This window comes from Bacillus sp. P4_E1, from assembly GCF_056401715.1.
On sequence record NZ_JBFUIV010000032.1, the window covers coordinates 21,688 to 29,987 of the forward strand.

The following is an 8,300-nucleotide window of genomic DNA, read 5'->3' on the forward strand; positions in this document are numbered from 1 at the left end:
GCTAGAATATGGGTTACTGTCTCTTCAAATCAGGGTGTTTGAAGCACTAGTTTTGATGGTAACGTTACAACATAAACATTTTATTAGAGATTTTTTAAATTTACATACACTCTAGATAAACTACATATCAACTTCAGATACTTGTTTTATGATACAAGTAATCAAACAAAAGGAGGGCAATACAAAATGATTAAACAGTATTAACAGGTGGAGAAAATGTTGAAGATGTACAGATAGATAAACATATTCCATATGAACAAAATGAATTGTAACAAACTCTAGAAAAGTACGATTCGAAGAAATTTGAGTTATAAAAAGAAAATAGATAAATATAGTGAAAATAGATAAATTGACAAGAGAAAAGCACTTTGTGTATATCACAGGTGCTTTTTATTTTCATTTTGATATAGGGCTTGAATTAAATTTTTACAATAAAATATATACGGCAAAAAGGGGGGGGAGTTCATTGCACAAAGTTATTTATGGAATATTAATTTTAATTTATACTTTGTATTCATTTTTTGTAAGTGATGGAAGTGAAGTAGGGTTTATTATGGTGTTAACTATAGTACTTATCTTTTCTGTAGTTTTAGAAAAAGGAAATGCAAACAAAACGACTGATTAAAGGTCTTTTTGTTTGCATTTTTTAGGTGGCTATTACAGTCCAGATGTTTTAGGGATAGCACCAAATCGCCATCAAGCTTAAAGAACGATTTATCCCCAAACAATAAATACGAGCAACATGCATAAAATTTTCGTTCTGGAGGTGGTATGAGATTTTGAGTTGATGGGCATGTGGTGCTCCCCCATACCCATCAACTTAAGAATTCAGAATTACCCCGAAATGAAAAAATGAGCATTTTTGTTACAAGTTAGCACAAAATTTCGTTCTGGGGGTACTATAAAATTGTAGCTTGATGGAGATTTGACGTTACCCCTATAAAGGTATGGTTTTCGTACTTTTAAATACAATCATGTCACTTAAGTAATGTGAGCGTCGCTGCTATTACATTGTCCACAAATGAACGTTGGGGGCGAGATTTCATCATAACCGTTAGACCGATTAACGATACAATTAGTGCCTGTGCCAAAGACTTTGCATCTGTGTTGACTTCCAGCTCACCTGATTGAATTCCTCGTTCGATCGTCTCCTGAAAAATGACGGCGAGGTACATTTGATGTTCTCTGGTCAAAATTTCAAATCTCTCATCATGAGGTGCTAGTTCAACCATTGTATTGATACAAAAACAACCTTTACTAAGATCCACTGCGTATTCTTCATTGACGACATCGGCAAAGAAAATAGAAAATGCCTCTTTTACAGAGGAGTGACTTTGAAGCCTATTTCGTATATCAGAGGCCCGAGACATTGTATACCTGCGAAGTGCGGCTTCAAACAATTCTTTCTTATCTCCAAAAGTCGAATAAATACTAGGGCGTTGAATGCCCATTCTAGAAGTAAGATCACTTAATGAGGTAGCCTCATATCCCTTCTCCCAAAATAACTGCATTGCTGCATCTAAAACTTGATCCTCATCAAATTCACGGGTTCTTGCCATTAAGAATTCTCCTCCTCAAACTTTAATTTTATTAATTGTTTTAGGATAGGTGTGTAGGTAATTACAATTGTTGTTTTTATTACCAAACAGTATGTAATTATTATATAATTAGCCATTCTTCCTGTCAAATCAAGCTCCATTCATTTAATGAAATATTAACTTTAGTGCAAAAAATCGTTGACATCATGAATAAGGCTAAGTTATATTTACCAGTAATCATATTGTACTGAACGGTATGTTATGATTAAAAATCTAATGTGATTGGAGGTTAAGGTATGTGCAAAACAGAGACAAATATAGAAGATGATCCACTCTACACTAAGATAAGTCATAAATCTTCCGTAACAAAACCTAATTTGAATCAACAGCCATCCATGTCTCACGCTTTGGCATTATTGTTTGCGACTGCCTGTGGAATGTCTGTTGCCAATATTTACTTTGCACAGCCGTTGCTTGATCAACTATCTAATGAGTTTAGTATTAACCATTCCATTATTGGTGTTGTTATTACCGTTACACAAATTTTTTATGGAGTGGGCTTACTGCTACTCGTACCGCTTGGAGATTTGCTAAACCAGCGACGTCTAATTGTCGGTCAGATGATATTATCTACAACAGCTCTGGTTATAGTTGGTACTGCTTCCTCCAGCATGGTACTTTTCGCAGGTATGGCTTTGGTGGGTCTGCTTGCAGTTGTGACACAGACTCTCGTGGCGTTTGCAGCGACCATCGCTTCCCCTACAGAAAGAGGACGTGTCGTTGGCATTGTAACAAGTGGGATAGTTATTGGCATACTTCTCGCACGTACTTTTGCTGGTATATTAACAGATGTTGCGGGATGGCGTTCTGTATATCTATTTTCTGCAGCGCTCATGCTTTTGATGGTTTTTATGTTTATAAAGATGTTGCCCAATGTTGAGCGCGAGGTAAAATCGCTATCCTACCCTCAGTTGATTAGATCGGTGCTTGCTTTGTTTATTCAAGAACGAACGTTACGCGTTCGCTCCGTTCTAGCCATGCTGATTTTTGCTGATTTCAGCATTTTGTGGACTTCACTAGTACTGCCACTTAGTACACCGCCAATTGCTCTATCTCATAGTGCAATTGGCGCATTCGGTCTTGTAGGTGTGGCTGGAGCCTTGGCTGCGGCACGGGCAGGGAAATTGGCCGATCAAGGTTACGGACAACGAACGACAGGCATTGCTTTAGCTCTATTATTGATTTCATGGTTGTTCATCAGCTATATAGAGCAGTCATTAATCGCATTAGTGATAGGGATAGTTTTACTTGATTTGGCCGTACAAGCAATACATGTCACGAATCAAACCATGATCCTTCCATTGCATACAGAAGCACGGAGTCGACTTACTGCTGGATATATGGTGTTTTATTCTATCGGCAGTGCTGGTGGTTCAATTGCGTCGACTCAAATATACGCACACTTTGGCTGGGGAGGGGTTTCCTTACTTGGAGCCTCTGTCAGTGCTTTAGCTCTTCTTTTTTGGGCTATGACCAGACGAGTTAAGATTTTATGAAATAAACGTGTGTTAGCCAATATGAGAAACACGTTACTACCATAAAGGAAATGATTAATTTTTTTGACTTAAATCTAATTGGACTAGGAGAGATAACAAATGGAAATAGGTATTACGTCTTTTGTAGAAACGAAACCAGATGTTCATAGTGGTGAAGTGATAAGTCACGCACAGCGATTACGTGAAGTTGTTGAAGAAATCGTTCTTGCTGATCAAGTAGGACTTGATGTGTTTGGTGTTGGTGAGCACCATAGGAAGGATTATGCAGCATCCTCTCCAGCGATGGTTCTATCAGCGGCGGCACCACAAACGAAAAAGATACGGCTCGCGAGTGCAGTAACCGTGCTTTCTTCAGCTGATCCTGTGCGCGTTTTTCAGGATTTTTCTACACTGGATGGCATTTCAAATGGACGCGCAGAGATTATGGCGGGTCGTGGCTCCTTTATCGAATCTTTTCCATTGTTTGGCTATAACTTGAAAGACTATGAAGAACTGTTTGAAGAACATTTGGACCTACTGCTCAAAATACGTCAGTCCGAAAAAGTGACTTGGGAAGGCGGACATAGACCAGCAATCAATAATTTAGGTGTGTATCCAAGACCTGTTCAAAATCCTTTACCGATATGGGTTGGTAGCGGTGGGAATCAGGAATCTGCTATCCGTGCCGGTTTTCTGGGATTACCACTTATGCTGGCGATTATTGGTGGTAGCCCAATGCACTTTGCACGAATCGTACAGCTATATAAGAAAGCAGCGGCTCACGCTGGTCATGATGTATCAAAGCTTCAGGTGGGATCTCATTCAATTGGATTTGTTGGAGAGAATACGGAATTGGCAGCAGATACATTTTTCCCTTCCACTCAGGCAGGCATGAATAAACTTGGTAAAGAGCGGGGGTGGCCTTATTATGATCGTTCCAGCTTTGATGCTGCACGAAGTTTTGAAGGGGCGTTGTATGTTGGTGATCCAGATACAGTCGCCGAAAAAATCATTCATCTTCGTAAGCATGTAGGGATTACACGCTTTATGATGTATGTGCCATTAAGTACCATGCCACATGATCAAGTCATGCGTGCCATAGAATTGCTTGGAACAGAAGTTGCTCCTCGTGTAAGAGAGGAAATTGCCAAATGGGAAGCTGAAGGAGAACAGGAGACACATCTATTCCGTTAATTATTCCATAAGGATTACATCAAGTTTCATTATTTAACTGGAGGAATTTATATGAAAATTGACAGTCGAGTATTACCAGAATTAAAACAGGCTTTCTCACAATTTCCAGGCTTTCAATTAGAGGGGGATTTAGAGGCGAGTCGAAGTCTCTTGGCGAATCCACATTTGGAAAAATCAGAGCTTGTAAACATGACCAAGCGAATGATTCCTGGCGCAGCCGGCGAGATGTTAGTTAAAATTTACGAACCCGTTGAGAAAAATCTTGATAAACTTCCAGCTATGCTGTGGATTCACGGTGGTGGATACGTAATGGGCCACCCTGATATGGACGATGTTTTGTGTGAACGCTTTGTTCAGACTGCTGAATGCGTTGTTGTGTCTGTCGATTATCGACTTGCGCCCGAACATCCTTATCCAGCGGCTATTGAAGATTGTTATGCAGGCTTGGTTTGGATGACAAACGAGGCAGACTTGCTAGGAATTGATGTGAATCGAGTTGCGATCGCCGGTGCAAGTGGAGGCGGTGGACTAACAGCAGCGCTTGCGTTAATGGTTCGTGATAAAGGAGGTCCATCTATTATTTTTCAGATGCCGCTGTATCCGATGCTTGATAGCCACAACATAACACCATCAAGCTATGAGATTATAGAAGACAATGCAACATGGAATAGATCAAACAATTTAACGGCTTGGAATATGTACTTGGGAAAGAAGAACGATACTAACGAACCATCTCCCTATGCCGTACCTTCGAGAGCAGACAACTTAGCGGGACTACCGCCAACTTATACATGTGTAGGTCAACTCGATTTATTCCGAGATGAAATTATTGAATATGTAACACGACTTGCACAAGCAGGAGTAGATGTTGAATTTCATCTCTACCCCGGCTGCTTCCATTGCTTTGAAGTGCTTGTGCCTGAAGCCGAAGTGAGTCAGCGTGCCAGTCAGAATTATTTTGATGCGATGGCACGGGCGCTTCATCCATAACTTATCTTAGTTCAGTCATCGGGGTGTTCAACTGAAGGCATGAGTGATAGCTCTAAATTTATTCGATGAGTAGAGATTACAGAAAGAAGTACAAATAGTGCCACCATATACTTTAAATTTTGGCCCTTACTCATTGATTAAAAACAGGAAATACTTCAAATTTGGAATAGTTAACCAAGGTTTCAAAATAGTGTGCTAGCAATTCAACTTTTTTACTGCAGTTACGATGATAAGCACAATCAACACTTTGGAGCGTTTTTTTTCGTAAGTCGAGTTACTTTTTTAATCGCATTCATACTAAACAGCAGCAGGAAAGGGCGCCAATTGAACATTGGCACCGTTTATAAGAAGCGATAGACTGCATCCTTAGCTGGATCTTCATTTCAAGCTCGGAAAAAATAGAATTAAGTTCTTTTGGTAGTTGATGATATTGGTTATTTTGAGCTATTGTAGTTAAGGCACCTCTTCTGTGGTAGTGATTTCTAGGTAATCTCACTATACCAAGGATCGAGGTGTTTTTCATTTTACTCAAGTTGTACAGTACACAATTGATAGACTCTAAATTCAATATAGCTAAATCTCCCCGCTTATTTTATAGGTGCGAAAGTTGAGTTATTTGATTCCCATCTTAATGAAGAATTATTGAAATATATTTCTCCATTAGAATGGGAACACATTAATATTCTAGGAAAATACCGATTTAGTATAAAAGAAATTGCATCATTAGATTCCCTACAATCACTACAAACAACTTAACAGTAAAAAGCCAATTATTCTCTTAGAGTACCGGAAATCGGCTTTTTCTTATGAAATTTTGCTTAGCGTACGAAATTCGCGTTTTGATGGTGCTACCCCATCGCTATCAAGCTAACAAAACAAAATACCCCCTAAAACGAAAAAGAGATGAAGAAAATAATAAAAAGCTTATCATTATGTGCTAAAAGATAAGCTTTTTTGTCTATACTTATTGAATTTTATTGGATTTATTCCATGCTAATATAGTAATAAAATATTGAATACCAAACAAAATAGTAACAAGTAGAATGAACTTTATACATACTAAGATCCATCCAACAATATCTTGAGGTAATTGATTATGATATGTAGTGTATGCTACACCAGAAAAAGATAAAATAAGGGTATAAGATAATTTATCTTTTAATTTTTGTTTTAATTTTTCCTTGTTATCGATTTCTGGTTCGTAAACACCAGCTAAAATGGATCTAATAAAGAAGAATACCATATAACAGATAATGATACCAAGAGCTGTAGCCCATTCTAGAAACGGTCTTTGTAAGTATACGCCCCTTATTATTAAATCTATGAAGGCTAGCAATAAAACCACAATTCCAGATTGGGCCCAAATTTTCATTTCAATTTGCTGAATTCTTTCATCTGAATGTGTACTGAGTGAAAACAAATTTTTTAGTTTTTCCATTCTATTTTTCCTCCCAAAATAATTCATCTAAAGTTTTATCGAGTGATTTAGCTATATCAATGCAAAGCTTTAAAGATGGATTATATTTATTAAGTTCAATAAGACCAATGGTTTGTCGAGTAACATTTACAAGCACAGCTAATTCTTGTTGAGTTAGCCCCTTTTCTGTTCTTGCAATTTTTATTTTGCTTACTGACATTAAATACACCCCGTTTGTAAAGATAATCTTTATACTTTTCATCTTATATTCTATATATTAAATTATAAGCAACATTAATGCAATATATATTTTGCATTAAGACGTATATAGATTGCGTTTGTCCTTTCTTTTTTTCCATTTCTATTATTTTTGTCTCTAAAACTATCTCACAAATATAAAAATACGCTATGCTTTCTGTAGAATCATTGGAAAGGATGGCGTTTTTGTATGTCTATTTCTGTATCTGATGAATTACAACTATTTGCTCAAGAAATTCAAAACTTCTTATCTCCAAATTTCTTACGAGATCTTGCTAGAAATGTTGGTTTTGTACAAAGAACCAGTAAGTACCAAGCAAAAGATTTAGTCGCTTTATGTGTATGGATCAGTCAAAAAGTCGCTAAAACCTCTTTAACTCATTTATGTAGCTGTTTAGAAGCATCAACAGAAGTGCTCATCAGTCCCGAAGGACTGAATCAACGATTTAATGCCACAGCCGTGCAATTCCTACAACAAGTGTTAGCCGAACTTCTCAACCAAAAGTTATCTTCAACTAAGATGCTCACTTCTCCATACGCTTCTATTTTCAAACGTATTCGTATCCTAGATTCAACTGCCTTCCAACTTCCCGATGTATTTTCATCTGTTTATCCAGGTGCAGGAGGATGCAGCCATACAGCTGGGGTGAAGATTCAGCTTGAGTATGATTTATTAAGCGGACAGTTCCTACATATTCATACAGGCCCAGGTAAACAACATGATCGAACCTATGGTTCTCTATGTGCCCCAACTGTGACAGCGAATGATTTATGTATCCGTGATTTAGGTTATTTTCACTTGAAAGATCTTCAACATATACAAGATAAAAAGGCTTACTATATCTCTCGTATTAAATCAAATACACGTATTTATCAAAAAAATCCCACTCCTGATTATTTTCAAGATGGAAGAATCAAGAAAGGTACAGAGTATATACAGATAGATATGGAGGTCTTAATGAACTCTCTTCAACCAGGACAAACATGTGAAATATCCAACGCTTATGTAGGAATGACTGATAAAGTACCAACCCGTGTGATTGTTCATCGACTAACCAAAGAACAACAACAAAAACGATTACAAGATCAAACTGTAAGAGAAAAAAAGAAAGGAATGAAGTATTCTACTCGTAGTAAACGACTCAGTGGCATCAATGTATATATGACAAACACACCTACAGAYATYGTCCCGATGGGACAAGTACATGATTGGTATTCTTTACGCTGGCAAATCGGCGTGTCCAGATAAGGACACATTATCTAGTTGGTGAAAGTCCAATCGGGAGAATAGACTCCACTCCCGTAGCCTGAGAGGCGCCATGAAGTGAAAACGACACGGCGAAGCCCTCTGACATCACATGCAAAAGG

At 37.8% G+C, this 8,300-nt stretch carries 7 protein-coding genes and 1 pseudogene; 5 read left to right on the forward strand and 3 right to left on the reverse strand.

Annotation, left to right across the window (positions count from 1 at the left end):
• The first annotated feature begins 349 nt into the window (after positions 1-349).
• Positions 350-625, forward strand: a complete 276-nt coding sequence (locus tag AC1DS7_RS27110) for a hypothetical protein (protein ID WP_476999321.1) — start codon at positions 350-352, stop codon at positions 623-625.
• Between the two features lie 352 nt (positions 626-977).
• On the opposite strand, the gene AC1DS7_RS27115 is transcribed toward AC1DS7_RS27110, so the two are convergent.
• Positions 978-1,559, reverse strand: a complete 582-nt coding sequence (locus AC1DS7_RS27115; protein ID WP_016100940.1) for a TetR/AcrR family transcriptional regulator — start codon at positions 1,557-1,559, stop codon at positions 978-980.
• Between the two features lie 275 nt (positions 1,560-1,834).
• On the opposite strand from AC1DS7_RS27115, the gene AC1DS7_RS27120 reads away from it, so the two are divergent.
• From AC1DS7_RS27120 to AC1DS7_RS27130, 3 genes are all read left to right on the forward strand, one after another.
• Positions 1,835-3,094: an MFS transporter gene (locus AC1DS7_RS27120; RefSeq protein WP_016100941.1), complete on the forward strand. Its 1,260-nt coding sequence runs from the start codon at positions 1,835-1,837 to the stop codon at positions 3,092-3,094.
• 99 nt (positions 3,095-3,193) lie between these two features.
• A complete protein-coding gene (locus AC1DS7_RS27125) occupies positions 3,194-4,267 on the forward strand; it encodes an LLM class flavin-dependent oxidoreductase (protein WP_016091903.1) in 1,074 nt (357 codons plus the stop codon).
• Between the two features lie 51 nt (positions 4,268-4,318).
• The gene (locus tag AC1DS7_RS27130; protein WP_016100942.1) at positions 4,319-5,257 is read left to right on the forward strand and encodes an alpha/beta hydrolase; all 939 of its coding nucleotides are present in this window, start codon (positions 4,319-4,321) and stop codon (positions 5,255-5,257) included.
• Positions 5,258-6,221: 964 nt separating this feature from the next.
• On the opposite strand, the gene AC1DS7_RS27135 is transcribed toward AC1DS7_RS27130, so the two are convergent.
• Positions 6,222-6,695, reverse strand: coding sequence for a DUF6773 family protein (locus tag AC1DS7_RS27135; RefSeq protein WP_000413175.1), 474 nt, complete (start codon positions 6,693-6,695; stop codon positions 6,222-6,224).
• Between the two features lies 1 nt (position 6,696).
• Complete coding sequence (locus AC1DS7_RS27140; RefSeq protein WP_000116561.1) at positions 6,697-6,894, reverse strand: helix-turn-helix transcriptional regulator; 198 nt, start codon at positions 6,892-6,894, stop codon at positions 6,697-6,699.
• A gap of 228 nt (positions 6,895-7,122) precedes the next feature.
• Here AC1DS7_RS27140 and AC1DS7_RS27145 point away from each other — a divergent pair.
• Positions 7,123-8,172: pseudogene (locus AC1DS7_RS27145) on the forward strand (IS4 family transposase); the annotation flags it as partial.
• Positions 8,173-8,300: the final 128 nt, after the last annotated feature.